This window comes from uncultured Rummeliibacillus sp., from assembly GCF_934216135.1.
Classification (GTDB): domain Bacteria; phylum Bacillota; class Bacilli; order Bacillales_A; family Planococcaceae; genus Rummeliibacillus.
Map to the genome: position 1 here is coordinate 95,667 of NZ_CAKQBI010000009.1, position 25,276 is coordinate 120,942.

Annotated in this window: 20 protein-coding genes and 1 pseudogene; 6 read left to right on the forward strand and 15 right to left on the reverse strand. The window is 35.1% G+C overall.

Annotated elements, in window-relative coordinates:
- Positions 1 to 145 precede the first annotated feature (145 nt).
- A complete protein-coding gene (locus Q0977_RS08195; protein WP_119414417.1) occupies positions 146 to 523 on the reverse strand; it encodes an SET domain-containing protein in 378 nt (125 codons plus the stop codon).
- A 177-nt stretch (positions 524 to 700) separates the two neighbouring features.
- Between Q0977_RS08195 and Q0977_RS08200 the strand changes: the two genes are divergently transcribed.
- A complete protein-coding gene (locus tag Q0977_RS08200; RefSeq protein ID WP_255416286.1) occupies positions 701 to 823 on the forward strand; it encodes a hypothetical protein in 123 nt (40 codons plus the stop codon).
- A gap of 95 nt (positions 824 to 918) precedes the next feature.
- Here Q0977_RS08200 and Q0977_RS08205 read toward each other — a convergent pair whose 3' ends face one another.
- Positions 919 to 2,340 (reverse strand): sodium:alanine symporter family protein, encoded by a 1,422-nt coding sequence (locus Q0977_RS08205; RefSeq protein WP_119414414.1) that lies wholly within the window; start codon positions 2,338 to 2,340, stop codon positions 919 to 921.
- Between the two features lie 509 nt (positions 2,341 to 2,849).
- Here Q0977_RS08205 and Q0977_RS08210 point away from each other — a divergent pair.
- The 3 genes from Q0977_RS08210 to Q0977_RS08220 are packed head-to-tail and all read left to right on the forward strand — an operon-like array spanning position 2,850 to position 6,722.
- Positions 2,850 to 4,355, forward strand: a complete 1,506-nt coding sequence (locus Q0977_RS08210) for a spore germination protein (protein WP_299512424.1) — start codon at positions 2,850 to 2,852, stop codon at positions 4,353 to 4,355.
- Entirely contained in the window at positions 4,352 to 5,458 is a 1,107-nt protein-coding gene (locus Q0977_RS08215) for an endospore germination permease (protein ID WP_299512426.1), read from the forward strand. Before Q0977_RS08210 ends, Q0977_RS08215 begins: the two co-directional genes overlap by 4 nt.
- Complete coding sequence (locus Q0977_RS08220) at positions 5,451 to 6,722, forward strand: Ger(x)C family spore germination protein (protein WP_299512429.1); 1,272 nt, start codon at positions 5,451 to 5,453, stop codon at positions 6,720 to 6,722. The genes Q0977_RS08215 and Q0977_RS08220 overlap by 8 nt, the downstream gene beginning before the upstream one ends.
- Before the next feature lie 284 nt (positions 6,723 to 7,006).
- Here Q0977_RS08220 and Q0977_RS08225 read toward each other — a convergent pair whose 3' ends face one another.
- On the reverse strand, positions 7,007 to 7,666 hold the full coding sequence (locus Q0977_RS08225) for a 2OG-Fe(II) oxygenase (RefSeq protein ID WP_119414408.1): 660 nt from the start codon (positions 7,664 to 7,666) through the stop codon (positions 7,007 to 7,009).
- Positions 7,667 to 8,044: 378 nt separating this feature from the next.
- On the opposite strand from Q0977_RS08225, the gene Q0977_RS08230 reads away from it, so the two are divergent.
- Positions 8,045 to 8,287: a DUF421 domain-containing protein gene (locus Q0977_RS08230; RefSeq protein ID WP_299512519.1), complete on the forward strand. Its 243-nt coding sequence runs from the start codon at positions 8,045 to 8,047 to the stop codon at positions 8,285 to 8,287.
- Between the two features lie 160 nt (positions 8,288 to 8,447).
- On the opposite strand, the pseudogene Q0977_RS08235 reads toward Q0977_RS08230, so the two are convergent.
- From Q0977_RS08235 to Q0977_RS08260, 6 genes and pseudogenes are all read right to left on the reverse strand, one after another.
- Positions 8,448 to 8,720: pseudogene (locus Q0977_RS08235) on the reverse strand (butanediol dehydrogenase); the annotation flags it as partial.
- A gap of 35 nt (positions 8,721 to 8,755) precedes the next feature.
- The gene (rlmD, locus tag Q0977_RS08240) at positions 8,756 to 10,117 is read right to left on the reverse strand and encodes a 23S rRNA (uracil(1939)-C(5))-methyltransferase RlmD (protein ID WP_299512432.1); all 1,362 of its coding nucleotides are present in this window, start codon (positions 10,115 to 10,117) and stop codon (positions 8,756 to 8,758) included.
- Between the two features lie 285 nt (positions 10,118 to 10,402).
- Positions 10,403 to 11,428 (reverse strand): cytochrome d ubiquinol oxidase subunit II, encoded by a 1,026-nt coding sequence (locus Q0977_RS08245; protein ID WP_119414406.1) that lies wholly within the window; start codon positions 11,426 to 11,428, stop codon positions 10,403 to 10,405.
- A complete protein-coding gene (locus Q0977_RS08250; protein ID WP_119414405.1) occupies positions 11,425 to 12,771 on the reverse strand; it encodes a cytochrome ubiquinol oxidase subunit I in 1,347 nt (448 codons plus the stop codon). Before Q0977_RS08250 ends, Q0977_RS08245 begins: the two co-directional genes overlap by 4 nt.
- A 484-nt stretch (positions 12,772 to 13,255) precedes the next feature.
- On the reverse strand, positions 13,256 to 14,173 hold the full coding sequence (locus Q0977_RS08255; RefSeq protein WP_119414404.1) for a diacylglycerol kinase: 918 nt from the start codon (positions 14,171 to 14,173) through the stop codon (positions 13,256 to 13,258).
- A 246-nt stretch (positions 14,174 to 14,419) separates the two neighbouring features.
- Positions 14,420 to 14,980, reverse strand: a complete 561-nt coding sequence (locus Q0977_RS08260; RefSeq protein ID WP_119414403.1) for a thioredoxin family protein — start codon at positions 14,978 to 14,980, stop codon at positions 14,420 to 14,422.
- Between the two features lie 142 nt (positions 14,981 to 15,122).
- Between Q0977_RS08260 and Q0977_RS08265 the strand changes: the two genes are divergently transcribed.
- Positions 15,123 to 16,274 (forward strand): MFS transporter, encoded by a 1,152-nt coding sequence (locus Q0977_RS08265; RefSeq protein ID WP_299512444.1) that lies wholly within the window; start codon positions 15,123 to 15,125, stop codon positions 16,272 to 16,274.
- Positions 16,275 to 16,353: 79 nt separating this feature from the next.
- Here the strand turns inward: Q0977_RS08265 and gatB are convergent, their stop codons facing one another.
- The 6 genes from gatB to pcrA all read right to left on the reverse strand — a co-directional run bounded on the left by gatB (position 16,354) and on the right by pcrA (position 25,272).
- Positions 16,354 to 17,781, reverse strand: coding sequence for an Asp-tRNA(Asn)/Glu-tRNA(Gln) amidotransferase subunit GatB (gene gatB / locus Q0977_RS08270; RefSeq protein WP_119414401.1), 1,428 nt, complete (start codon positions 17,779 to 17,781; stop codon positions 16,354 to 16,356).
- A 1-nt stretch (position 17,782) separates the two neighbouring features.
- Positions 17,783 to 19,243: an Asp-tRNA(Asn)/Glu-tRNA(Gln) amidotransferase subunit GatA gene (gene gatA / locus Q0977_RS08275; protein WP_119414400.1), complete on the reverse strand. Its 1,461-nt coding sequence runs from the start codon at positions 19,241 to 19,243 to the stop codon at positions 17,783 to 17,785.
- Between the two features lie 18 nt (positions 19,244 to 19,261).
- Positions 19,262 to 19,555: an Asp-tRNA(Asn)/Glu-tRNA(Gln) amidotransferase subunit GatC gene (gatC, locus tag Q0977_RS08280; protein ID WP_102693857.1), complete on the reverse strand. Its 294-nt coding sequence runs from the start codon at positions 19,553 to 19,555 to the stop codon at positions 19,262 to 19,264.
- Positions 19,556 to 19,840: 285 nt separating this feature from the next.
- On the reverse strand, positions 19,841 to 20,986 hold the full coding sequence (locus Q0977_RS08285) for a CamS family sex pheromone protein (protein ID WP_119414399.1): 1,146 nt from the start codon (positions 20,984 to 20,986) through the stop codon (positions 19,841 to 19,843).
- A gap of 16 nt (positions 20,987 to 21,002) precedes the next feature.
- Positions 21,003 to 23,009 carry an NAD-dependent DNA ligase LigA gene (gene ligA / locus Q0977_RS08290; RefSeq protein WP_299512453.1) on the reverse strand — a complete coding sequence of 669 codons (2,007 nt, stop codon included), beginning with the start codon at positions 23,007 to 23,009 and terminating at the stop codon, positions 21,003 to 21,005.
- Positions 23,010 to 23,028: 19 nt separating this feature from the next.
- Positions 23,029 to 25,272, reverse strand: a complete 2,244-nt coding sequence (gene pcrA / locus Q0977_RS08295; RefSeq protein ID WP_299512456.1) for a DNA helicase PcrA — start codon at positions 25,270 to 25,272, stop codon at positions 23,029 to 23,031.
- Positions 25,273 to 25,276 lie beyond the last annotated feature (4 nt).

Here is a 25,276-nt window from a genome sequence, read left to right on the forward strand (position 1 = left end):
GCTATATAGGTTGGACAAAATCTAAAATGAAAACCACGAAATTTTACAATCAGTAAAATTTTCGTGGCTTTATTTTTAGCCTATGCTATGGACATTTACCGTCATCTAATAGAGGTGCGCTAACGGCTTTCAAATAAATCGTTCATTATTCTTGATTAAACCAAAGAGGATCTTTATCATCGACATCACCATTATAATTGATAAAAATTTCTTCTCCAGCTTTTATATCTGTGTGAGCATAGAAATCAAATGTTTGATTTCTAAAATTAATCTCATAAGTTGCATTTGGTTCATAAGAATGGTTAAACAGCATTCCATATCCTAGAAGGATAGCGGAGCGACCAATTCCATACTCAAAAGCATAATCTGCTAATAAGGTTTGCTCAATATATTGATGTTGTTCGTTTGGATAAGCAATGACTGGAGCTTCGTGTAGAATCTCACCTTTTTTGATATCACGTGTAGCAAAGACGCCTCTATTAAATTCTCCATCACTTATTGGAGATGTTTTTACCTCGATCATATTTTTACCTACTCACTTTTATATTTTTTCTTTTAACTGTACCATTATTTTGCCCATTAAGCTCTTTTTATTTTGAAAAATTATTTTACATGTTATAAAAACAACCATGTTATGAACAGAAACATCTAGGTTGCATAAAATAGTTATACAATCTATTTTCAAAAAGGATGATATAAAATGTCATTGACTATTTTACTAGCAAGACCAGATACTCATCCTAATAACGAAGAGACATCTGAGATATTGGACGACTATGGATGGGATATTGATCGTTGGGAGAATGACGGTGGAAAGTGTTGATACAAGATTTTGTAGTTTGGAATATTACTGATTTCTTAAATTTAAAATAAAAAAACGAATCCCACCAAAAAGGGATTCGTTTTTTTCATTCAATATTAACGTTTTTCTTCTTCATCGTCCCAACATTCGACATCGCCAATATTCGGTACATCTTTTTTATAAAATACTGGGTCTTTACCTTGTTTACGTTGAGCCAAATAATTGTTGATAACAGGTTTTGCCACTTTCCATAGTAACAAAATAGCAAGCAAGTTTATAAGCGCCATAATAGCCATAAATAGATCTGCTAAATCCCATACAACTTGTACTTTTGATACTGAGCCAAACATTACAAAGGCTACCACCAAAATGCGGAATATCAATAGAGCCGTTTTCGATTCCTTGATAAAGCCTATATTTATTTCACCATAATAGTAATTACCAATTACCGTACTAAATGCAAACATAAATATAGCAATTGCTAAGAATACGCCTGCCCAATCACCTAGAATTCCAACTAACGATGCTTGAGTTAAGTTTACCGAAGCTGCATTTGTTTGTAGATATGCATCACTAAGTAATACAATCGCTGCAGTTGAAGTACAAACTAATAAAGTATCAATAAACACTCCTAATGTTTGGATCAGACCTTGTTTTACTGGGTGAGTAACTGATGCTGTTGCAGCTGCATTCGGTGCAGAACCCATACCAGCTTCATTGGAGAATAAACCACGTTTAACTCCATTCATGATTGCTGCTCCTAACATTCCCGCGAATGCTTCTTGTAATCCAAATGCAGACTTAACAATAAGAATAATCACATTGGGAAGTTCTTTAAAATTGATCAATACAACTAAAAGTGCAATAACGATATATGCAATCGCCATAACGGGCACAATAATTTGAGTCACACTGACAATACGTTTCAATCCGCCAAATACAATAACTGCTGTTAAAACGGATAATATTATACCGACTAGTAATCGATTTGTACCAAAACTTTCTTTAAAAGCAATTGTAATCGTATTTGCTTGTACAGCGTTAAAAACAAAACCATAAGTTAATGTAATAACAATGGCAAAAAGTACACCCATCCATCTTTTATTTAAACCTTTTTCCATATAATAAGCAGGGCCACCACGGAACATTCCTGTACTATGGTCTTTAACTTTGTATACCTGTGCCAATGTACTTTCGACTAGTGCAGATGCGCCACCGATAAGTGCAACAATCCACATCCAAAATACAGCACCTGGTCCTCCAATTGCTATTGCTGTTGCAACACCTGCAATGTTCCCAGTACCAATACGAGAAGCAGCTGAAACCGTAAAAGCTTGGAAAGAAGATATACCTCTTTTTCCTGATTTGTCTTTTGGAGCTTTTTCAGTAAGAAGTTTAAACATATCAGGAATCAATCGAAATTGAATAAATTTTGTTTTAAAGGTAAAAAACAATCCAGCTCCAATTAACAATATTATTAATAAATACGAATATAAAAATGTATTTACTTCATTTAATACACTATCGAACCAATCCATAATTTTATAATTTCTCCTCCTACAGCTTGTTCTAGTCCCTTAAGACTAAAATCACATCTTTTAAAATATGAATCTTGAAAACTGATAACAAACCAAATATAAAGTAAAATAATAGTTATTTCTTTTTATTTCACTCTTTATTAATTATATCATTATAACTAAACTTCAATTATTGTTATATTACTTACTCAAAAGTCAATATTCTAAACTATCAGTCATTATATAAAGCTATCATCAGTATCATCAGTTCGAATATCAATCTAAAGTTACCCGTCCAGAATTTATACTCCTTATTAATTTTACTGAAACCGTTGCTAATTTATCTTCTTCAAATAAGAATTGCCATAAAAATATACAGTTAACACTTCCTCTTTTTGAAAAGCCTAGTATGTAATTTTCAACAGTGTACAAAACCAATATTTTTAATTTTTACTTACCAATTAGTGTATTAATGTTATGAAATTGAGAAAACATAAGCATGAGGACAGTATCTGAACAGGAGTTATAAAATGAGCAATTCTTCATTTGAAAAAAGCTATCTTGAAAAAAGTTTGGAAGATAATATTCAAACCATAAAAAAGATCCTTGGAAGCCCAGCTGACTTAATTATCCGAAAAAGTAGCATTGGAATTATTGAACATAAATTTGCCATGATTTATATGAAAGGACTTGTAAACGAGGAGCAAGTAAATAATAACATCTTAAGAATTCTTGAGCTGAATAAAAAGGACATTCAAGGAAATTTGTTTAATACGGTTTACGAAGAAATGATCGCACTAACTGAAATAAAAAAATCCCAAAAACTCGATCAAGTGATTAAAACCTTATTAAGCGGAGATACAGTTGTTCTCTTAGATAATTGTGACCTAGCTATTCAGTTAGGGACGAGTGGTGGTGAATTTCGTGCCATTGAGGAACCACAGTCTGAAGCTGTTATACGCGGTTCTAGGTCCGGTTTTGTGGAAAATTTAAAATTTAATCTCGCGCTTCTACGAAGGGAAATCAAAGACCCAAATCTTCGTATTAATATGATGGAAGTTGGAAAACATTCTAATCAAAAGGTTGCGATTTGTCATATTGAGGGACAAGTTAAACAAGAAATAGTAGATGAAGTCGTTCAGCGATTAAAAACAATTAATGTTGATTTTGCCCCAGATTCAGGATTTATTGAACAATGGATTGAGGACAGTAATTTATCGCCATTTCCACAAATACTTGATACAGAAAGGCCTGACAGAGTTGCCTATAATTTATTAAAGGGAAAAGTTAGCATTATCGTAGAAGGTTCCCCCTTCGCTCTTCTTATGCCAATAACAATTGGAGATTCCCTTAAAACTATTGAAGATTACAACCAAAGATGGCTGATAAGTACATTATTACGATTTTTGCGATTTGTTTCTTTCTATATGACACTTTTTTTACCGGCCCTTTATGTAGCACTCGTATCCTATCATCCTGAATTGATACCGACGCAGTTGTTATTTACCATTGCTGCCTCAAGAGAAGGTGTTCCTTTCCCTTCTTTAGTTGAAGCATTATTAATTGCATTATTTTACGAAATATTGCAAGAGGCTGGGACAAGATTACCTAGAAAAATTGGTCAAACCATTGGGATTGTAGGTGGTATTGTTATTGGTGAAATTGCTGTTCAAGCAGGTATTGTAACTCCCTTAATGGTCATTGCCATATCCCTTACGGCAATTTCGGCATTTACGCTTCCAAATTACAGTCTTTCTATAGGGCTTAGAGTAATACGTTTTGGAGCCATTTTTGCTGCTACTTTACTTGGATTATATGGAATCATCCTAGTCTTTATAATGATTCATATTCACTTGGCAAATTTAAAAAGCATTGGAATCCCTTATTCAGCACCTTTTGCTCCAAATCACTTATGGGATTTAAAAAATGTTGTCATCCGAGCGCCCATTACCACACTTACAAAGCGGCAACCTCAGCCATTTTTAGAACCTATGAAAAGCAAGCAAAAGACTAATGGAGGAAAAGGTAAATCATGACACTTTATAAAGAGCCAAAAGAATTCATCAATGATAAAGACATTATGTTTGCCGTAGCCTCAAATATTGCTAGTATTACCATTTTGTTTTTACCACGTCATATTGCTGAAAATACAGTTTCTGCGGATGGCTGGCTTACTATTTTATTAGGTGGCCTTATTGCAATTGTTTTAGCATGGTTCCTTGCAAAAATCGCAAGTTCCTTTCCAAATCAATCATTTCTTTCTTTTGCATCTTATTTAGTTTCGAAACCAGTTGCCACTATGTTGAGCATTGTTTTTATCATACAGTATATTGCCATTTCGTCTTTTCAAATTAGAGAAATTGCAACATTATCCCATGAATATTTATTTGATCGCACACCATTAGAAGTAGTGTGTTTAGCCTTTATTCTCGTAGTTATCTATGCTGCCAGCGGTTCGCGCGCAGCTATTTTCCGTCTGAACATTCTTTTTTTTCCCTTTGTTATAGGTGGGCTCTTATTACTGATTTTCTTTCCTCTTGGAGCGATGAAACTTGAAAATTTACTTCCTATTTTTGAGACGGATTTAAAAGGAATCGTTCAAGGAACAACTTCTAGTTTACATGCCTTTTTAGGTTTTAGTATCGTGCTATTTTACATTTCTCTTGTCAAAAAGCCGCAACATACACCTAAGATGACTGTGTTAGGGATCTTATGGCCATTTTTCTTCTATATTGTTATTTTTATTGTGTGCATTGGTATTTTTGGAAATGCTACTACAAATAATCTTTACTATCCGGTATTTGAATTGTCAAAAATAGTATCAAGTCCAGGAAACTTCATTGAACGATTCGATTCGATTTTATTTATTATTTGGACGATTATCGTTTTTACAACAAGCTTAATGGCCTTTGATATTGCTGTATTGTTACTTAATTTGATTTTTAAAAATGCCAACAAACAGACTATTATTTTTATTTTATCTCCAATTATTTTCTTTTTAGCTATGCTGCCGAAAAATTATATCGAAGTCAATAAGATTGCAAATTATATGGTATATATAGAAATTGGCTTTTTAGTTTTTGTTACTTTTCTTCTTGGATTTATGTTACTGATCAAGGGTGTGAAGATGAATGATTAAAATAAGGAGCATTATTTTTTTATTATTTTGTCCGCTACTTCTTTCTGCTTGCTGGGATAAAAATGAGGTAGAAGAAAGAGGATTCGTATCCGGGATTGCCGTCGATCTTGCTAATAGTCCTAGCATGATAAATATTAATGAACACCCACAACCGCAAGAAAATGGGAAAATGCAATTACAGCAAGACGAAGAAATATTAAATCAAAACGTTGATGGAGATTTTACTCAAAATAACAATGATAAATTCAAATTAACACAGCAACTAATTGTACCTTCTGGGCTTGGACAGGCTCAAAACAGTGGAGGTAATACGATGCCGGCCTTTCGGAATTTAACTCAAACTGGCAATACTATTATTGAAATGAATCGAGATATGATTAAACAAGCAGGCCGAATTACAAATGTGACACATCTAAATGTTGTCCTATTTTCTGAGGCAGTTGCATCAGAAAAGGGAGTATTTGCAGATTTAATGGATATTTTCTTACGCGAGAAAGAAATGTTACGTAACGTAAAAGTTGCCATTACAAAAGATCATGCTGGGGATTACCTATACATTCTCCCTGAAAATGAGAAGATACCAGGTATGTATATTTCGAAACTATTAGAGAATAAGTCCAATTTAGAAATTGCACAACCACTCACAGTTGGAGATGTACAATCTTTACTTCTATCGAAAAAGAGTTTCGCAATTCCAATATTAAATATTGTAAATACTTCAACGATCAATTATTCTGGGCTGTCAATCTACAACGGAAATAAGAAAAAAATTGTAGGTATGTTAACAGGTGATAATGCGAAGGGATTAAATTTCATCAATTTAAAAGATCAAACAGGCACTTTGGACATTAAATTTAATAATCATGATGTAACGCTTGAAATATTAAAAATAAATAGCAAACTTTCACTAAAAAATAATGATAAGAATCATTTAAAATTCAAGAATAAGATTGATGTTCAAGCAGGCATCGCAGAGCAATACGGTTCCCTTGATATCATGAACGAACACCAATATAAAAAGTTAAAAACAGAATTAGAAAAAAAGATTACAGAAATGACTACAGATACGGTTTCTCTTTTACAGGGAAATATGCAAACAGATTTACTCGGGCTAAATACACATCTTTATAAATACCATTATTCTTTATGGTCATCCATCAAAAATGATTGGGAAAGCGGTCAACATTATTTTTCAAAAAGCAATGTCAAAATTGATGTAAAAGTAACTATCGAAAAACCTGGAAATATTATTAAATCACATTAAGGAAGAGGATATTCACATGTGGAATGTTATTATAGACCGATTGACTAATATAACAACAATTATTTGTACAATTTTATCCTTTGCGATACCTTTTGCTATTTATAAGATTAATAAAATCTTCCACAATAATACCAATCCCCCATGGAAAAGAAATAGTTCGAATCAATAAATTCATTTTTACTATTAAACTCCAAAGCCGCAATGTAGTTAAAAACATAAGTAAAGCTGTGCCGGAAAATCAAAAATTGTTTTCGGTACAGCTTTTTAAATACTTGTTCTTGGTGTTAGTTTATTTTCTGTCTTCTCATCCATTGTGTAGCTATCCACTTTTCTCCCTTTACAACTGGAGCTCCTCCGTGCAACGTTAATTCGTTTAACATTGGATCGTTATAAAAATATTCAAAGTACACTGCCATTCCTTTTTGCGGATTAGCAGAAAAGTTTAGTTTTGGGAAACAGGTGTTTCCACCCTCTTCCACATCATTTAAATAAATTACAAGTGTTGCAATTCGATTGTTACTCGATGCTTTGCTTGTAGAAGCAAAATAATCAAAATGTTCTTTGTACTCTTGACCGGGTTGATAATTCAGGATATGGAGTCCTTCCCCGTGTTCTGAAGGAATCCCCATAATATCAGATACCCTTTTTTCTACCCTTACAAGAATGTCATTGCTGATGTCTGTTAAAAATGCCCCACTGCTTGTTCTTATATCACTGACTTCTCGATTCCCTCCTATTTTAGATCGCTGAAGTTTGTCTTTTGCCAACTGAATTAGTACATCGCATTCTTCATCATCTAATACTGAACCTAAAACTACGACAAGCGGTTCTTCTAATCTTGCAATAATATTAATCTCTCTGTCTTCTGTTATTATTTTATTTCCATTATGATTAAAAATAGTTGACTCTTTTAAATGTGTATCTTTAGAAACCATCGTCTTCATCAACTCCTGTTTTGTTGAAATATTTACTTATTTCGACAAACAAGCTTCAATTTCCTTTCGATTGTTTACTGAGCAAAAAATTTATTTTGTCTCTTTCAAACTTATAAAGGCCATCTATTCTCATAAACACGTAAAAAGTAAAAAAGAACGAATTCCCCCTAAATTAGAATTCGTTCTTTTTCTTTAGTTTTACATTTTCAATTACAATTTTACTGGAGCTGATATCGCTGACCCTAATATTGAACATTTGCCTACTATTATAACTATAATTTTCATCGGGATTTTTCAAAGGGTTGTTGCAAACTGGAAAATATCTAATCGTAAAATAGTAGATTATTAGCGCTTGAACCAACTGTTGTTATTCAAAATGGAAAATTTATCGATAAAAATCTAAAAAAAATTCGTTTTTCTATTGATAATATTCTTCAGATGCTTAGAGAAAAGAATGTATTCGATATAAATGAAGTAGAAACTGCAATTATTGAAGGAAGTGGGGCTTTAAGCGTATTGAAGAAGTCACAAAAAAATTCAGTGACGCGAGAAGATATGAACATTGTAAATACAACATCTTCAATTTTCTTTCCAGTTATCATAGAAGGAACCATTTACTTAAAGCTTTAAGAAGTTTTAATTTAAGTGAAGCATGGTTAATACAGCAATTAATTACATGTTTCTTTAAAAAACGAAAATAACCTAACCATTCAACCTATAAAACATTAATTTGAAAGGCAATTAGAAAACGACTAATCCATTTTTTTCAGATAAGTCGTTTTATGTAAATCTATATTGAAGCAACTAAGATTTTGATTTGGCTTTTATCGTTTACTAATGTTTCGAAACCTTCCGTAACAATCTCGTCTAATGTGATACGTTTTGTGATTAATTTGTCGGCTGGGAAGTAGCCCTTTGTCATCAGGTGCATAACAGCTGGAAAAATATCGCGGTATGCAATAATTCCTTTAACACTTCGTTCTGATAACACTATGTTGTTTGGCTGAATTGAAGCTTCCTTCTCCAAGACTGACACGATGATTGTTTCGCCTTCTAATGAAGTAAGTTTGAATTTTCGACACAGCTATTTTTCATTTATTAAACTAATTCTAACCAAGCAACCGCTTCGCAATGCGCAGTATGCGGGAACATATCAACTGGTTGTACTTCCTGTGTTTTATAACCGCCATCTTCAAGAATGCGTAAATCACGAGCCAATGTGGATGGGTTACATGATACATATACAATACGTTTTGGACGTTGTTCTAAAATGGTACTTAGTAGAGCTTCATCGCAACCTTTTCTTGGAGGGTCTACCATTAAGACATCTGCTGTTTTACCTTCTTTATACCAACGTGGAATCACTTCTTCTGCTGGACCTGCCTCAAAGTAAGTGTTGTCTAAGCCGTTAAGTTTGGCATTACGTTTGGCATCTTTAATTGCTTGTGGAACGATTTCTACACCCATGACGTATTTTGCTTTTTTCGCCATAAATAATGAGATAGTACCAATCCCACAATAAGCATCGATAACCGTTTCTTTCCCTGTTAACTGAGCATAATCAAGCGCCTGTTTGTACAATACTTCTGTTTGAATAGGATTGACTTGATAGAATGATCGTGCAGAAATTTCAAATCGTACATCGCCGATATGATCTTCAATTGTATCTTGTCCCCAAAGGTTAATGGTTTCATTGCCAAAGATAACGTTTGTAGTTTCTGAGTTAATATTTTGCATGATGGATTGAACATTTGGTACTAGCTTACGTATAAGTGCAATCGCTTCATTCGCTTGTGGGAATTTACGCTTTTTCGTAACAAGTACGACCATCACTTCATCTGTCGCAAATGCCTTACGAACAACTACATGACGAAGCATCCCTTGTTTTGTCTCTTCGTTATATGGTTTGATACCAAGTTTCCAAAGTTGTGGTTTTAGTCCTTCTAAAATAGCATCTGCTTCAGGAGTTTGAATCAGGCAACGATCCGTATCAACAATCGCATGAGATTTTGTTTTATAAAATCCTGCAATTGGTACATCTCCATTTGACCCAAATGGAATTTGAGCTTTGTTACGGTAATTCAATGGATTGTCCATCCCTTTCACCGGATGAACAGGTACATCGATTTTCCCTATTCTCGTCATCACATTACGGACCATCTTTTCTTTCCATTTCAATTGTCCTTCGTATGAAAGGTGTTGTAATTGGCAACCTCCACATTGCGCATAGACACCGCATTCTGGTTCAACTCGATCAGGTGAAGGCACTTCAATCTTCACAATTTTGGCGAAACCATAATTTTTTAATGTTTTTAAGACATGAACTTCTGCCTGCTCGTCAGGAAGTCCCCCTTGTATAAAGAGCGGATATCCGTCTACTTTTGCGACACCCGCGCCGTCATGTGTTAAATCTTCTATATAAACCGATAATCGATCATTTTTCTTTACTGGTGCTGTCATTCGTGCATCCTCCGTTTCAGTCCTTCTATTGTATCATGACCTACGCAAAGAAAAAATCCAAGAGACATTAATTGCCCTTGGATTTTGGTTAAATGATTTATCTCCCACTACAGCAGTAGTAATAGCACGATTAGTTCAACTAACCTTCAGTGAAAGTTCTCTTTATTCGTCCCTAGTAACTGCCCCATCTTTGAAAGCAACGTAAAAGCCAATGACAATTGCGACAATAACAACGATAAAAGGTGCATAGAAAATTATAAAGTTTCCCATTTGGCTTTTCCTCCTTTAAGCATGATGGTCTTCTTTCCCTCGAACATAATCTTTATCAAACAGAAACAGTTTAAATACTAAATATAGAGATGGTATTAACAATAATAATCCCAACACAAATGCAATTACCAAAGAGATAGCCATCGTTTCATTTGTAAATGAATCATAAATCGTTAGGTGCGGATACAAAAGGTATGGATAATGTGAAATGCCATAACCGAAGAATGCAAATGCAAATTGACCGATTAACAGCCATACTGCAACACCATAATGACGTCTCATCAAAAGAATAATAATGGTAATAACGAACATTACAGCTGAGATTCCAAATAAGTACCAAAAGTCAATCATTCTGTCGAAATGAATGACATTATGTTTCCGCAGCTCTACCATAATCCCGATAACAGAAATGGCTAATGGTATTGACCAAATAAGTGCATACTTTCGTAATAAGTTGGTTGCTTCTCGATCTCCTGCCTTATTTGCATACCATGTAAGAAACGTTGCTGAAATATAAAGAACTGCTGCCAACGCTAACAAAACGATACTCCATGTAAGAGAACTAGTGAATAATGCAGCATAATCGAGCACTGGATTATCGTCAATAATAGTGATAAATCCACCTTCAGAAATTGCTAATACAACGGACAATGCCGCTGGTATTAATAAACCTGCCAAACCGTACATAAATGAATATCCTTTATGTCCCCTTGATCCATACGATTCAAATGCATAGTAACTTCCCCGAATCGCAAGTAAACCAAGTGCGATACTGACTGGAACCAATAAAGTCGTACCATAGAAATAAGCAGTTCTCGGGAAGAATCCTACAATACCTACAAAGAAAAAGACTAAAAACACATTAGTAATTTCCCAAACAGGTGATAAATAACGCTGGATAATAACTGTTAAAATACGTTTTTTTCCAACTAACAAGCTATATGCGTTAAAAAACCCTGCTCCAAAATCTATGGAAGCAATTATCAAATAGCCAAATAAAAACAACCATAATACAGAAACGCCTAGCACTTCTAAACTCATGAAATACCACCACCCTTTTCAGCATGACGATCAGCGATTTCTCGTTCAATTGGATTTCTTTTGAACATTCGCCGAAGTACTACAACACTACCGATTCCTAGTATTAAGTAAATCAAACAGAATAGAAGTAACATTAAATCTACGTGCTGACTTGATGTTGCTGCCTCTGCTACCTTCATATAGCGAACTAAAATCCATGGCTGACGTCCAACTTCAGCTAACCACCAGCCTGCTTCTATCGCAATCATGGATAATGGCCCACCAGCAACAATCACCCACCTGAACCACTTGCTGTGTATAAATCGCCATCTTCGCAACTTTCCAATAACATAAATAGCCGATACACCAACCATAAAGAAGCCAATTGTGACCATTAAGTCAAATAAGAAATGAATATATAGTGGTGGGGTTTCATCCTCAGGGAATTCGTTTAATCCAGTTACTTCTGCAAACGGATTATTATGCGCTAAAAGACTCAATGCATATGGAATACGAATCGCATATTTAACATCTTCACCATCTCGGATACCGAAGACTAAAAGGGATGCGCCCTTTTCCGTTTCAAAATGCCACTCTGCAGCCGCTAATTTCTCTGGTTGATACGCTACTAAATACTTTGCAGAAAAATCACCAACAACTGCTGTACCGATTGAAAATACTAACCCAAGTTTCATAAATAAGTACAAAGACTTTTTATAATATATATGTTTAGAGCCTTTTAACATTCTAAAAGCAGCAATGGCAGCTAGTACAAATGCCGATGTCATATAAGCCGTTAATAAAACATGCCCAACCTTTGTAGGCATTGCTGGGTTAAACATTGCAACAATCGGTTGAATATTGACGATCTGTCCATCAACTACTTCAAATCCTCGTGGCGCATTCATAAACGCATTCACCATTGTGATAAAAACAGCAGACATGGAAGCACCGACCGCAACAGGGATTAACAATAAAAAATGTTTCTTTTGGTTTTCAAAGCGATCCCATGTATATAAGTAAATCCCTAAAAAGATAGCTTCAAAAAAGAATGCAAATGTTTCCATAAACAGTGGCAATGCAATAACATTACCCGCAAGCTGCATAAAGTTTGGCCATAGAAGGGAAAGTTGCAAACCAATTGCTGTACCAGTTACTACGCCAACTGCTACAGTGATTACAAATCCTCTAGCTATTCGTCTAGCGAGTAAAATATAATGCTCATCATTCTTTTTTATACCGATCCATTGAGCAATCATTATCATAAGCGGAACACCAACACCAATGGTTGCGTAAATAATATGAAATGTTAGCGTCAATTCTGTTAATAGTCGGCTAAAAAATACCGCATTATCATTAACCATTTTTCAAACCTCCTTAATGTCCAATAACTCTTCCTAAAATGGATATCAACATGATGATTGCAACTATAAAACTAGTCCAAATCAACACTCTTTCTTGCTTTTTATACACACCATTCTCTCCTTTGTTAATTCACATAGTACATAGTCAGTTCATCTCCTATTTCGAAAAAATAAAAAACTACCTTTTTGTTCCATGACTAAATTACACTTCAAATGTTTAAACAAAAATAACCTTAACGTGGTAGTATTCTTACTTATTTTTATATAGAATGCCGTAGCAAAATTACACATAGTAGTAATATGTGCAATGCTTTGATAGATAATGCATATAATTGTCAAATACATAATCATTTCATCTATGATGGTATAAAAAAATACTTCATAAAAAATTAATGCAATCACAAGTATCGTATTTAAACACAAAAAAAGACTAGAAAGTATTAACGTAAACACTTTCTAGCCTTTTCTTTTTATCATTCATCTTTTAAGCTTGTATACGATCAATTTCGCGTATATCATTTATTGGCACAAACAACTCAATATGGCGTTTTAAGTTTTTAAACTCAGCTGGCACATTGCCTCCATATTCACCATCCAAGTTCAATTGTACTTTTTCATCTGATGTGACTTTTATCTGACTAGCTTTAGCATAAATTAAATGGGAATCTTTCATATGCTCGCCTCGAATTGCAAGGGATACAATTTTTACAAAATCAGCGATATTGCATTTTTTTAAGATAAAGATGGAGAATAACCCATCATTTAAACTTGCATCTGGAGCAAGTTTTTCAAACCCTCCAACGGAATTCGTCAAGGCAATCAGAAACATCATAGCTTCATCATCAAAGACTTCTCCATCATACTCAATACGCATTTTAGTCGCTTTAATAGATGGTAACATTTCAATGCCTTTTAAATAATACGCTAACTGGCCTAAAACTGTTTTTAGCTTACTAGGCACTTCGTATGTTAGCTCGGTGATTCTTCCTCCACCTGCAATGTTGATAAAATAACGATCATTTACTCGACCAACGTCGACAGGGATGCTATCTCCAGCAATGATAATATCAACTGCACGATCAATATCACGAGGAATATGCACTGCACGTGCAAAGTCATTTGTAGTTCCCATAGGAATTAAACCAATCTTTGGTCGACGTTCAAACTCACTAACTCCCGCAACGACCTCATTTAAAGTACCGTCTCCACCAACAGCAATGATAATGTCAAATTCTCTTTTAACTGCTTCTTTGGCAGCAGTAGTTGCATCTCCCGCACATGTTGTCGCATGACAAGATGTTTCGTAACCTGCAACTTCTAGCTTAGCTAATACTTCAGGCAAGTGCTTTTTAAAAATCTCACGTCCTGAAGTAGGGTTATAAATGATACGTGCTCGCTTCATTTTTTTACCTTCCTACTTTAGTTATTCTAATATCTAATATATGATAACGAATTCCTCAGGTAATAGTTTCGGAGTGTTTTGCTTTTATTAGATACTTTCCTTTTATCTAACATCCTAAATTAAAACAAGAAGAAAACAAGCTGTCTCGTTTCATTATTACAGAGGCAGCCACTTAAAAGAATTCGTTCAATTTATGAACCTTTATATATTTTATACCGAAATAGACATGTTCTGCAAATCTTTCCATTACGCAAGTGCTAATATGAGTGCTCGACTAATATCTTCATAAACCCAACCCCAGAATTGGTCATTTGTCGCATTTTCCTTTGTAATCTTTGAGAATAAGTCCTTTTGCTTCTTTGCAAATGTTGGATCATCTTGTGCTGGCAATTTACTTTTTTCCTTCAACACATATTCTTGAAGTTGTGGTGCACGTGGTCCCCATTTACCAATTACCTTTTCTTGATCATTTAAAAACAGATAAATTGGAATTGAGCGACCGCCATTTGTCAAATACCGATCCATCAGTTCTAAATTCTGATCCCGGAATACTACTCTGACATCTATATTCGCTACTTCTGCAATACGGCGAAGAATTGCATTATTCATCATCGCATCGCCACACCAATCTTCCGTAACAACTAAAATATGGGGGTTTCTTTCACTTAATAACGAAATAAAATCTTCATCTTGAGGAAATTCAAAACTATTATAAACATTAAAACAATCATCTTTGTGTACTGTCATTTGTTCCATATAATCTTCAATTGGCATACCTTCACTAAAATATTGTTGTTCTGTTTTCATATTCTATCCCTCCTGCTAATAGTGTAATCGGTTCCAATTTTTTTCGCAAAAAAACAATGTTAGAGTGAGAAAATTCGTTCATTTGTCTATTATTCATAAATTCTGTAATATTATTCATTGGATAAAGAAAGGATGGAATTCATTGAATGTACAAATTCTTTTAAAGGGTCATAACTTTTTGTTTTTTGGCTTATTAGCTCTATTCATTCCCTTTTTACCTGTATTTTTAAAAGGACAGGGTCTGTCAACGAGCGATGTGGGGCTTATTATAGGTGCAGGTGGTTTTGTTACAATCATTGCTCAACCTTTATGGGGAATGATAAGTGATAAAACGAAAACATTGAGAAAGGTTATGCTTTTTTTAATCTTCACTACTGCTATAAGTGGCTTTATCTTATTCAATATGAGCAGCTTTTGGGGACTAGTTATTATTGCCATGCTCGTTTACTTTTTCTTAATGCCACTAGATCCGTTGACGGAAAGCTTAAATTATACAATGACAGAAGCAGCTGGAACTAGTTACGGATCTGTACGTACATATGGAGCACTCGGTTATGCAGTCTTATCGTTAGTTGTAGGCTATGTGATGAAATGGTTTGGTATGAATAGTATTTCAATACTATTTGTGATTTTAGGTATCATTTGCTTCATCATCATGTGGAAGCTTCCTGATTCCCCAACCTCCTCAACTCCAGTAACAATTGACGGCTTGAAGAAACTCTTAACCAATAAAGAAATGATATTGTTTTTACTATTGATTTTTACTAGTTCTATCCCAGCACGTATGAATGATACTTTTCTAGGAATTCATATTGATGCATTAGGTGGCGATACTTCTCTTGTTGGGATTGCATTTTTTATCTCTGCGGCTTCTGAGATTGTCGTCTTTGCCTTAAGCTATTTATGGTTGCGTCAAGGAAAAGAATTACTCATTATCACAATTGCAATCTTTTGCTATGCACTTCGCTTTTTCTTATCAGGTTTAGTTGATAGCCCCGTGTTGCTAGCAATTATTCAAACTCTACAAATGCTGACATTTCCAATCTATTACACAGCTGCAATTCAGTATTTGTATCAAATTGTCCCTCGTGAATGGCGAGCAACCGGACAAACTGTTTTAGCATTATTGTTCTTTGGAATTTCGGGAATTATTTCTTCATCAGTTGGAGGATTTCTTTACAATGTTTTTGGTGGACATGTTTTCTATTACACCATCTCTGCTATTTCCTTTTTCTCTGGAATATTCGGATTCATATTACTAATCCAACATAGTAAAAAGACTTCTATATCATAATGAAATACACTTATTAACATAAAAAAATAGAGTCAACAAATTCTAAAATTTGTCGGCTCTATTTTTTTGTTATTTTAAATTATCTTTTTTGAATTTCTTCTAAAAGAAGTTTGTTGACCATTTGTGGGTTAGCTTGTCCACGAGTTGCTTTCATAATTTGACCAACTAGGAAGCCAATTGCACGGTCTTTACCATTTTTGAAGTCTTCGATTGATTGAGCGTTGTTATCAAGTACTTCTGTAACCATTTTAAGAAGTGCGCCTTCGTCAGAGATTTGAACAAGACCTTTTTCTTTAACGATTTTTTCAGCATCTCCACCGTTTGTCACAAGTTCTTTGAATACTTTTTTCGCAATCTTAGAAGAAATTGTGCCAGCAGAGATCAATTTAATCATACCGCCAAGACCTTCAGGAGTAAGTGCTGTTTCTGAAAGTTCTTTTTGTTCAGCATTTAAGTAAGCTGAAACTTCACCCATTAACCAGTTAGATGATAGTTTTGCATCTGCACCTGTTGCTACAGTTGCTTCGAAGAAATCAGCAGTTTCTTTTGAAAGTGTTAATACATGAGCATCATAAGCTGGTAGACCGAACTCTGCTACATAACGTTCTTTACGAGCATCAGGAAGTTCTGGAATAAGCGCTTTTTCGCGTTCTAACCATTCATCATCGATAACAATATCAACTAAGTCCGGTTCTGGGAAGTAACGATAATCATCTGTTCCTTCTTTAACACGCATTAGGATTGTTTTACCTGTTTTTTCATCGAAACGACGAGTTTCTTGTTTAATTTCGCCACCAGCATTTAATACAGCTGCTTGACGTTGTTCTTCATATTCAAGACCTTTACGTACAAAACTGAAAGAGTTTAAGTTTTTAAGTTCTGTTTTAACACCAAATTCTTTTTGACCATAAGGACGAATAGAAATGTTGGCATCACAACGTAATGATCCTTCTTCCATACGTACGTCTGAAACGCCTGTATATTGAATAATTGCTTTTAGTTTTTCAAGGTATGCATATGCTTCTTCAGGAGTACGCATATCTGGTTCTGATACGATTTCAACTAAAGGTGTACCTTGACGGTTGTAATCGACTAATGAAGAGTTTTTACCATGGAATAGTTTACCTGCATCTTCTTCCATATGGATACGAGTAATACCGATACGTTTCTTTTCACCGTTAACTTCGATTTCAATCCAACCATTTTCTCCAATTGGTTTATCAAATTGTGAAATTTGATATGCTTTCGGATTATCAGGATAGAAATAGTTTTTACGGTCAAATTTAGTATGTTGGTTGATGTGCATATTTAGCGCTAATGCTGCACGCATACCATAGTTGACTACTTCTTTGTTTACTACAGGAAGAACCCCAGGGTAACCAAGGTCAATAACAGAAGTGTTTGTATTTGGTTCTGAACCAAATTGGTTTGGAGATGGAGAGAAAATTTTAGATTTTGTTTTCAACTCAACGTGTACTTCTAAACCAATGACTGTTTCGTAGTTCATATTATTTTACCTCCCAAGTTTGAGGTGTTTTTTCGTGGAAGTCTGTAGCACGTTCAAATGCATCTGCTACACGGTATACTGTGCCTTCCTCGAAGTATTTACCAATGATTTGTAAACCAACTGGTAGACCATTATCAAAACCACATGGAATTGAAATAGCCGGAACACCAGCAAGGTTGATAGGAACAGTTAAGATATCATTTGCATAAACCGTCATCGGATCATCAATGTTTTCACCAAGTTTAAATGCAGTAGTTGGAGTTGTTGGTCCAACGATGACATCATATTCTTCAAAGACTTTATCAAAGTCTTGTTTGATCAATGTACGAACTTGTTGTGCTTTTTTGTAGTAAGCATCGTAAGTACCTGCAGATAATGAATAAGTACCTAGCATGATACGACGTTTTACTTCATCGCCAAAACCTTCCGCACGTGTTTTTGTATAAAGTTCATCTAAGTTAGCTGCTTCTGCACGATAACCATAACGGATACCATCGAAACGAGATAGGTTAGATGATGCTTCAGATGAAGATAAGATATAGTAAGCAGCTAGAGCATATTTAGAGTGAGGAAGAGATACTTCATCAACTGTTGCACCTAGTTCTTTTAGTTTTTCGATAGAAGCTAGGATTACAGAACGAACGCCTTCATTTACACCTTCTGCTAAATATTCTTTTGGTACAGCAACTTTTAAACCTTTAATGTCGCCAGTTAATTGGTCTACATAGTGAGGTACTTCTACGTTTGCTGAAGTTGAATCGTGTTCATCAACGCCTGCAATTGCTTCAAGGATTAAAGCGTTATCGCGTACGTTACGAGTGATTGGTCCAATTTGGTCTAGAGATGATGCAAATGCAACTAAACCATAACGAGATACACGACCATATGTTGGTTTCATCCCAACTACGCCGCAATATGCAGCTGGTTGACGGATCGAACCACCTGTATCTGAACCTAATGAGAATGGTACTTCTCCTGCTGATACTGCTGCTGCTGAACCACCTGAAGAGCCACCAGGTACATGGGCAAAGTTCCAAGGATTGTGAACAGGTTTAATCGCAGAGTTTTCATTTGCTGAACCCATTGCAAATTCATCCATGTTCAATTTACCGATTGTAACCATACCAGCTTCTTTTAGTTTTTCTACAACTGTTGCATTGTAAATTGGATTGAAGCCTTCTAGAATTTTAGAAGCACATGTTGTTTCTAAGCCTTCTGTTACGATATTATCTTTGACCCCAATTGGTAAACCATAAAGTGGACCACGATTTTCAAAAGGTACTTCTTCCATTTCTTTTGCTTGTGCTAAAGCGTTTTCTTTGTTTAATGCTAAAAATGCACCTACTTCGTCATCAACTGCATCAATGCGATTGTAAGCTTCTTGAGTTAAGTCAGCGATTGTAATTTCTTTGCTATGTAGTAGCTCTTGTAATTCTGCCGCTGATTTTTTGAATAGTGACATGGTTGTCCCTCCTTACTATTATTCTGTAATGATTGGTGGTACTTTGACTAAGCCATCTTGTTGTTCTTTGACGTTTTTCATCATAACTTCGCGATCTAAACCTTTAACTGCTACATCTTCGCGTAAGACATTTACTAATGGTAATACGTGAGTTGTAGGTTCTACGTTTGTTGTATCTAGTTCGTTTAATTGTTCAGCGAAGTCAGTAATTGCACCTAGTTGAGCTGCAAATTTTTCAGCTTCTTCTTCTGTAATTGCAAGACGAGCAAGATTTGCTACGTGCTTAACTTCTTCTTTTGAAAGTTTTGCCATTTTTCACACCTCCGAAATCAATAACCATACCGATAATAATATCATTGTTCTAAAGAAATGCGCAAGATACTGTTACTAACTAAAGCGCGTTTGAACACTTGAAACCAAAGGGTTTGGTATACTTCACATTGAAAATGTTGCCTAATTTCCATTATATCTAAATTTTAATAAGAAAATTGGCACTTTAAAAAAAATACAATTTATCGACATAAACAAGTTCCTGCCACATATTAAAAATAAAAAGTTGACCACCAATCATAATTCTTTGGTAGCCAACTTTTTTATCTATTTATTATAAATATGGACATATGGTTCATTTGAATTTGCTTCTTTTACAACTAATGCTTCTGGGCCATTCACTGATGTAACGTTTACTTCTATTTGAAGACCTTTAGGGAATTGATCCATTACTTCACCAGACATATATTGTGTGAAACCGATAATTTCAGAAGTACCATAAAACTTAATAGGAATTTCGATTTTTAGTTTTTGAATCTTATTATTTTGATAGAATCCTGTTCCTACGATATTAGTATAATTAGAAAAATACTTATCAATATCGTGTTTAAAATTAGTGAAGTTTTCGTTTATATCACGGTATTGATTGTTCGTATCACTTGTTGGGAAAAGTACGTATTTTTCATTTATATTTTTCCAATCTTTTATCGTCGCACTACCCTGATCAACGTCAGTATAAGCAAAGTATGTACCTGGTACAATGGATGAACGACTTAGTTGTTTAAATAATCCAATTGTAATCGGTACTTCAGCTAATCCATCGATTTGACGTAATCGTTTCACGACTTGTTTAGCTATTTTCTTACCTTCAGTTTCTAATTTAGATTGCGGAATATCTTCCTCATAAGTGGCACCGTACTGTTCTTTTTGGTAATAGTAAACAGAATTCAAAGCTAGTCCGATTGAAATACCTGCTAGTTTGACTTTGTTTTTACCTGTTTCTTGTAAATAATTTTGTTCGACGATATGAGCCAAATAGATTGGTGCATTCTTTGCACGTTCTGTTGGTGTCATATTTTTTGTTGTTCTTGGGTTTAGCCCAGCAGGATCTTGGTTACTTCTCGATAACCACGAAGTGACTGTATCCTTATCTAAATATTGTCCTTCTTGGAAGTAATATTTGGATGGATCAAAAGCTTGTTGAGATAAACGTAATAGACCGCTTTCGGCCTCTTTTACATCATATTTTGTATTAATGTTTGAAACAATCAAACCTCTACTTGCACTTTCTTTATATGGTAAAAGTGTACGGTAATATTGGTCATCAATTTGCATACTAGGAATAATTGTTGTTTCTTCTTTATTTTTGGATTGGTTTGTTTGTACGACTGTTGAATCTTTTGATAAAGAAGGTAAACTACAGCCCGCTAGCATAGCTGTTACAACCATTGCTGGTAATAAGCGACGGTTCATAGTCTTGAAAGCTCCTTTACTCAGTTAGTTCTGCAATAAGGCGGTCTTCATTCCACACTTCTATACCAAGTTGTTCGGCCTTTGTGAGTTTTGAGCCTGCCTCTGCTCCGGCAATGACAAGGTCAGTCTTTTTACTTACACTACCTGTCACCTTTCCACCTAGTTCTTCTATTTTCGCCTTTGCTTCTTCACGTGTCAATTGTTCTAATTTACCAGTTAACACAATTGTTTTGCCTACAAATGCACTTACGATTTCTTCTGCATTTACTTTTTTGCCTAAGTATTTCATATTTACGCCAACTTCACGTAAACGTGCTATTAATGCCTGCACATCTTCACTATCGAAATAGGAAACAATGGAGTCTGCCATTTTTTCACCAATTTCAAATACATTGATCAGTTCTTCTTCTGTTACTGACATTAAACGATCTATCGTTTCGAACTCTTCAGCAATAAGTTTTGCAGCCTTAGCTCCTACATGGCGAATTCCTAAACCGAATAATAATCTTTCCAAAGAGTTCTTTTTAGATTCCTCAATGGCATTTACTAAGTTTGTAGCTGATTTTTCACCCATGCGCTCCAATTGAACAAGTTCTTCTACCTTTAAGTGATATAAATCAGAAACGTCTTTGACAAGTTCTGATTTTAATAATTGTTCAACAACCTTTTCCCCACAGCCATCAATATTCATCGCATTGCGGGAAACAAAATGCGCCATTCCTTCTGAGATTTGAGCGAAACATTGCGGATTAACACAACGTAATGCCACTTCGCCTTCTATACGAACTAATTCGCTTTCACATACAGGACAGTGCGTAGGCATGGCAAACGGTTCACTATCGTCACTACGTTGGTCGAATAATACAGACACAACTTCTGGAATAATATCTCCAGCCTTACGAATAATGACTTTGTCCCCTATACGGATATCTTTTTCACGGATAATATCTTCATTGTGCAGTGTGGCACGTTGTACAGTAGTTCCTGCAACTTGTACAGGTTCTAAAATAGCTGTTGGTGTAACAACACCAGTACGTCCAACTGTTAGATCAATATCTAATACCTTTGTCACAACTTCTTCAGCCGGGAATTTATAAGCAATTGACCATCGAGGGACTTTCACTGTATTTCCCAGTTCTGCTTGTTGAGCATAGCGATCAACTTTAATGACAATACCATCGATTTCATACGGTAATGTTGGTCGCTTTTCAGTCCATTCATCGATATAAGCCATCACTTCTTTTATATTTGCGCACTTACGACGTTCATGATTGGTTTGGAAACCTAAATGATCCATATAATCTAAAGCTTCACTATGACTTGTTAAACCATATGCTTCACCACTTCCACCTACCGCATAGATAAACGTCGCTAAGTTCCTGCTTGCAGCAATTTTAGAATCTAGTTGACGTAAAGATCCAGCTGCAGCATTTCGTGGATTTGCAAATAGCTCTTCTCCGTTTTCTGCACGAGCCTTATTTAAATTGGTGAAAGAACGTTTTGGCATATAACATTCCCCACGTGCTTCAATCGTGACAGGCTCAGTTAAACGTAATGGTACAGAGTGTACTGTTTTTAGATTTTCTGTAATATCTTCGCCAATCGTCCCATTTCCTCGTGTAGAGCCTTGAACAAATAATCCATTTTCATACCGTAGTGAAATAGCTAAGCCGTCGATTTTTAACTCACACACATAAGAGAAGTGATCACCAATAACTGATCTAACTCGGCGATCAAAATCATTCAAATCGCCTTCATTGAAAGTATTTCCTAAACTCAACATAGGATATTGATGTGTCACCTTTTGGAAGCCAGAAAGGATTTCACCGCCCACTCGTTGTGTAGGGGAATCAGGGTAGATTAAATCCGGATTTTCCTTTTCAATAGCAATTAGTTCATGTAGAAGTTGATCGTATATTGCATCTGGTACAACCGGATTATCTAATACATAATAGGCATGTCCATATTCATGAAGAAGCTTATTTAACTCTGCTACACGCTTTTCCAATTGAATTCTATCCATTTGTTTTCCTCCATTATGCTTAGACTTTTTCGATTGGAGCGAATTTCGCTAATAATCGTTTAATACCAGTTGGACTTGGGAAAGCAATATCTAATTCGGTATTTTCTCCCTCTCCTCTGACAGCAACCACTGTGCCAATCCCCCATTTTTTATGGGCAGCTTTGTCTCCTGCCTTCCAACCGATTTGATCGCCACCTGTTTGTTTATACGTTGACGTAATAACTGTTTTATGTGTTTGCGGCGCAACATATCCAGATGTACGACGATTCGATGAACTAAAGTAATTATTCCTTGAAGAATGCTCATTTGTAGAAACTTCTTCTAAAATTTCTGTGCCTATTTCTTGTAAGAATCTTGATGGACGATTAAAACTACTACGTCCAAAAATCGTACGTGATTGAGCACATGTCAAATATAATCGTTGTTCTGCTCGCGTAATTCCTACATAACACAAACGTCTTTCTTCTTCCATTTCATCTTCATCTTGGAGTGAACGAGAGTGTGGAAAAATATTTTCTTCCATGCCGATGATAAAAACAACCGGGAACTCTAAGCCTTTTGCAGAGTGCATTGTCATTAAGACAATAGAACCTTTGGATTCATCTTCTTTATCCAGTGTATCAATATCTGCTATTAATGCTAAGTCTGTCAAAAATGCTATTAATGATTTATCATCACTTTGTTCTTCAAATGCTTTTGTAACTGTTAGGAATTCATCAATATTTTCTAGTCGGCTTTCTGCTTCGATTGTTTTTTCATTTTTTAACATCGTACGATATCCGGTTTTATCCAGTACTTCTTCTACTAATTCTGTAACAGACATATACTCTTGCATTTTAGTAAAGTTAGAAATCATTGTATGGAAGGCTGCTGCGGCATTTGTTGCTCTTGCAGATAACCCCATAAAGTCTACTTCATTTAATGCATCGAAGATCGAGCGATCCTGATCAATTGCATACTGAGCCATACGTTCAAATGATGTTGCACCAATGCTTCGTTTTGGTTCATTGATAATACGTGCTAATGATAAATCATCATCATTATTGGCTATTAACCGTAGATATGCGAGTAAATCTTTAATCTCCTTACGGTCATAGAACTTTGTTCCACCAACAATGGTGTAACCCATATTCGATTTCACTAGCATTTCTTCCATCACACGTGACTGAGCATTCGTACGATATAAAATAGCAAAATCATCCAACTGTCGATGTTCTGTCTCCATCAATTCTTGAATAGTCTTCACCACATATTGTGCCTCTTGCTTTTCATCATATGAACGGTAAACAAAAATTTTATCGCCCTCTTCGTTATCCGTTCGAAGCTCTTTAGGGTAACGACTAGCGTTATTCTTTATGACGTCATTTGCTGCTTGTAAGATGCGAGAAGTTGAACGATAATTTTGTTCCAACATGATAACTTTTGCTTTCGGATAATCTTTTTCAAAAGATAATATATTTTGGATATCTGCACCACGCCAACGATAAATTGATTGGTCAGAATCCCCTACTACACAAATATTTTCGAATTTTTTCGCCAACATTTTCACAAGACGATATTGTGAATGGTTCGTATCTTGGTATTCATCAACATGAATATATTGGAATCGATTTTGATAGTATTCTAAAACATCAGGTACTTCTTCAAATAAGCGAATTGTTTGCATGATTAAATCATCAAAATCTAAGCTTTGGTTTTTCCGTAAACGCTTTTGGTAGTTTTCATATACTTGTGCCACCGTACGTTCATATGGATTTGCCTCATTTACTTGTTGTTGATAAGTTTTAACATCTACGCATTCGTTTTTTGCAGAACTAATTGCATTTAACATTGAACGTGGATCAAAACGTTTTGAATCAATATTCAACTCTTTCAAAGCGTTTTTAATGACTGTTAACTGATCAGATGTATCTAAAATCGAAAAGTTTTTGTTAAAACCAATTCGATCAATATCACGGCGTAATATTCTTACACACATAGAGTGGAATGTTGAAACCCACATGCGTTCTCCTGTACCATTACCTAGCAGTCCATCGATTCGTTCTCGCATTTCGCGTGCTGCTTTGTTCGTAAATGTAATAGCTAAGATTTTAGAAGGATATACTTGTTTTTCTATAACTAAATACGCGATTCGATGTGTTAAAACACGCGTTTTACCAGAGCCTGCACCTGCCATTATAAGTAGTGGCCCTTCTGTCGTTTTGACAGCTTCTTCTTGTTCTTTGTTCATACCTTTTAATAAATTCTTCGTAAGCTGTTCCATAACG

Bases quoted from the DNA above. Each gene is read 5' to 3' on its own strand.
- rlmD (WP_299512432.1), bottom strand. From the start codon at position 10,117: ATGACAGCACCAGTAAAGAAAAATGATCGATTATCGGTTTATATAGAA.
- Q0977_RS08245 (WP_119414406.1), bottom strand. From the start codon at position 11,428: ATGAGTTTAGAAGTGCTAGGCGTTTCTGTATTATGGTTGTTTTTATTT.
- Q0977_RS08250 (WP_119414405.1), bottom strand. From the start codon at position 12,771: ATGGTTAATGATAATGCGGTATTTTTTAGCCGACTATTAACAGAATTG.
- gatB (WP_119414401.1), bottom strand. From the start codon at position 17,781: ATGAACTACGAAACAGTCATTGGTTTAGAAGTACACGTTGAGTTGAAA.
- Q0977_RS08205 (WP_119414414.1), bottom strand. From the start codon at position 2,340: ATGGATTGGTTCGATAGTGTATTAAATGAAGTAAATACATTTTTATAT.
- Q0977_RS08195 (WP_119414417.1), bottom strand. From the start codon at position 523: ATGATCGAGGTAAAAACATCTCCAATAAGTGATGGAGAATTTAATAGA.
- Q0977_RS08220 (WP_299512429.1), top strand. From the start codon at position 5,451: ATGATTAAAATAAGGAGCATTATTTTTTTATTATTTTGTCCGCTACTT.
- gatA (WP_119414400.1), bottom strand. From the start codon at position 19,243: ATGTCACTATTCAAAAAATCAGCGGCAGAATTACAAGAGCTACTACAT.
- Q0977_RS08260 (WP_119414403.1), bottom strand. From the start codon at position 14,980: ATGAAAACAGAACAACAATATTTTAGTGAAGGTATGCCAATTGAAGAT.
- Q0977_RS08225 (WP_119414408.1), bottom strand. From the start codon at position 7,666: ATGAAGACGATGGTTTCTAAAGATACACATTTAAAAGAGTCAACTATT.
- Q0977_RS08200 (WP_255416286.1), top strand. From the start codon at position 701: ATGTCATTGACTATTTTACTAGCAAGACCAGATACTCATCCTAATAAC.
- pcrA (WP_299512456.1), bottom strand. From the start codon at position 25,272: ATGGAACAGCTTACGAAGAATTTATTAAAAGGTATGAACAAAGAACAA.
- gatC (WP_102693857.1), bottom strand. From the start codon at position 19,555: ATGGCAAAACTTTCAAAAGAAGAAGTTAAGCACGTAGCAAATCTTGCT.
- Q0977_RS08215 (WP_299512426.1), top strand. From the start codon at position 4,352: ATGACACTTTATAAAGAGCCAAAAGAATTCATCAATGATAAAGACATT.
- Q0977_RS08210 (WP_299512424.1), top strand. From the start codon at position 2,850: ATGAGCAATTCTTCATTTGAAAAAAGCTATCTTGAAAAAAGTTTGGAA.
- Q0977_RS08285 (WP_119414399.1), bottom strand. From the start codon at position 20,986: ATGAACCGTCGCTTATTACCAGCAATGGTTGTAACAGCTATGCTAGCG.
- Q0977_RS08255 (WP_119414404.1), bottom strand. From the start codon at position 14,173: ATGAAGCGAGCACGTATCATTTATAACCCTACTTCAGGACGTGAGATT.
- ligA (WP_299512453.1), bottom strand. From the start codon at position 23,009: ATGGATAGAATTCAATTGGAAAAGCGTGTAGCAGAGTTAAATAAGCTT.